Source organism: Stenotrophomonas sp. P5_A8 (assembly GCF_056400545.1).
The window spans coordinates 1-1,958 of record NZ_JBFULB010000494.1 but is presented as its reverse complement, the minus strand read 5'-3'; the positions used below and the strand labels follow the sequence as shown (position 1 = coordinate 1,958).

2 protein-coding genes are annotated in these 1,958 nt (G+C 64.1%); both read left to right on the top strand.

Going from position 1 to position 1,958, the window contains the following annotated elements:
- The first annotated feature begins 135 nt into the window (after window positions 1-135).
- Window positions 136-1,146: an N-acetylornithine carbamoyltransferase gene (locus AC1DQP_RS20015; protein ID WP_478052367.1), complete on the top strand. Its 1,011-nt coding sequence runs from the start codon at window positions 136-138 to the stop codon at window positions 1,144-1,146.
- A gap of 175 nt (window positions 1,147-1,321) precedes the next feature.
- Window positions 1,322-1,958: argininosuccinate synthase domain-containing protein (locus AC1DQP_RS20010; RefSeq protein ID WP_478052366.1), on the top strand; the 637-nt coding region annotated here is incomplete at its 3' end.

Genomic DNA, 1,958 nt, shown 5'->3' with positions numbered 1-1,958 from the left:
GCCCCCGCGCTGGGTTTTTTCGTTTCTACGATCTGAAAAGTTTCATCTGTATACGTTTGTTTGAGCCCTGACCGCGCCCCGGCGCCCCCAACCTCCCCCGGCAACGGTGGAAAACCAGCCGCAAAGGATCGATCGATGTCCCTGAAGCACTTCCTGAACACCCAGGATTGGAGCCGCACCGACCTGGATGCCCTGCTGACCCAGGCCGCGCTGTTCAAGCGCAACAAGCTGGGTAACGAGCTCAAGGGCAAGTCGATTGCCCTGGTGTTCTTCAATCCGTCCATGCGCACCCGCACCAGCTTCGAGCTGGGGGCCTTCCAGCTGGGCGGCCACGCGATCGTGCTGCAGCCGGGCAAGGATGCATGGCCCATCGAGTTCAACCTGGGCTCGGTAATGGACGGGGACACCGAAGAGCACATCGCCGAGGTGGCGCGGGTGCTGGGCCGCTACGTCGACCTGATCGGCGTGCGTGCGTTCCCGAAGTTCATCGACTGGACCAAGGATCGCGAGGACGAAGTGCTCAGGAGCTTTGCCAAGTACTCGCCGGTGCCGGTCATCAATATGGAGACCATCACCCACCCGTGCCAGGAACTGGCCCACGTGATGGCGCTGCAGGAACACTTCGGCACCCAGGACCTGCGCGGCAAGAAGTACGTGCTGACCTGGACCTACCACCCCAAGCCGCTCAACACCGCCGTGGCCAACTCGGCGCTGACCATCGCCACCCGCATGGGCATGGACGTGACCCTGCTGTGCCCGACCCCGGACTACCTCCTGGACGAGCGCTACATGGGCTGGGCCGAGCAGAACGTGGCCGAGAGCGGCGGTTCGCTGCAGGTCAGCCATGACATCGCCAGCGCCTACGCCGGTGCCGACGTGGTGTACGCCAAGAGCTGGGGCGCGCTGCCGTTCTTCGGCAACTGGGAACCGGAAAAGCCGATCCGCGACCAGTACAAGCACTTCATCGTCGACGAAGCCAAGATGGCCCTCACCAACAACGGTGTCTTCAGCCACTGCCTGCCGCTGCGCCGCAACGTGAAGGCCACCGACGGGGTAATGGACTCGGCGCAGTGCATCGCCATCGACGAAGCCGAGAACCGCCTGCATGTGCAGAAGGCGATCATGTCGGCGCTGATCGGCCGGTAACGCCATCAACGGGTATCGAACATTGCAGCCGACCAACGGTCGGCTCTACCCAACCGGCGCATCGAACAATTCAGCCGATCAACGCAAGATTTCAGCCGATCGGCGCACCGTACATTCCTGCCGACCAACGGTCGGCTCTACCGAATCCTCATCCCCCAATTGGACCCTGACCCCCATGAGCAATAAAGACATCGTCCTGGCTTTCTCCGGCGGACTCGACACCAGCTTCTGCGTGCCCTACCTGCAGGAGCGCGGCTACAACGTGCACACCGTGTTTGCCGATACCGGCGGCGTCGATGACGACGAGCGCGATTTCATCGAGAAGCGCGCCGCCGAGCTGGGCGTCACCAGCCACGTCACCGTCGACGGTGGCCCGGCGATCTGGAACGGCTTCRTCAAGCCGTTCGTGTGGGCCGGCGAAGGCTACCAGGGCCAGTACCCGCTGCTGGTGTCCGACCGTTACCTGATCGTGGACGCCGCACTCAAGCGCGCCGCCGAGCTGGGCACCAACATCATCGCCCACGGCTGCACCGGCATGGGCAACGACCAGGTCCGCTTCGACCTGGCCGTGAAGGCACTGGGCGACTATCAGATCGTCGCCCCGATCCGCGAGATCCAGAAAGAGCACACCCAGACCCGCGCCTACGAGCAGAAGTACCTGGAAGAGCGCGGCTTCGGCGTGCGCGCCAAGCAGCAGGCCTACACCATCAACGAGAACCTGCTGGGCCTGACCATGTCCGGTGGCGAGATCGACCGTTGGGAAGCGCCGGGCGAAGGTGCCCGTGGCTGGTGCGCGCCGCGCAGCGCGTGGC

Coding starts and splice junctions, on each gene's coding strand:
- AC1DQP_RS20015 (WP_478052367.1), top strand. CDS start 136: ATGTCCCTGAAGCACTTCCTGAACACCCAGGATTGGAGCCGCACCGAC.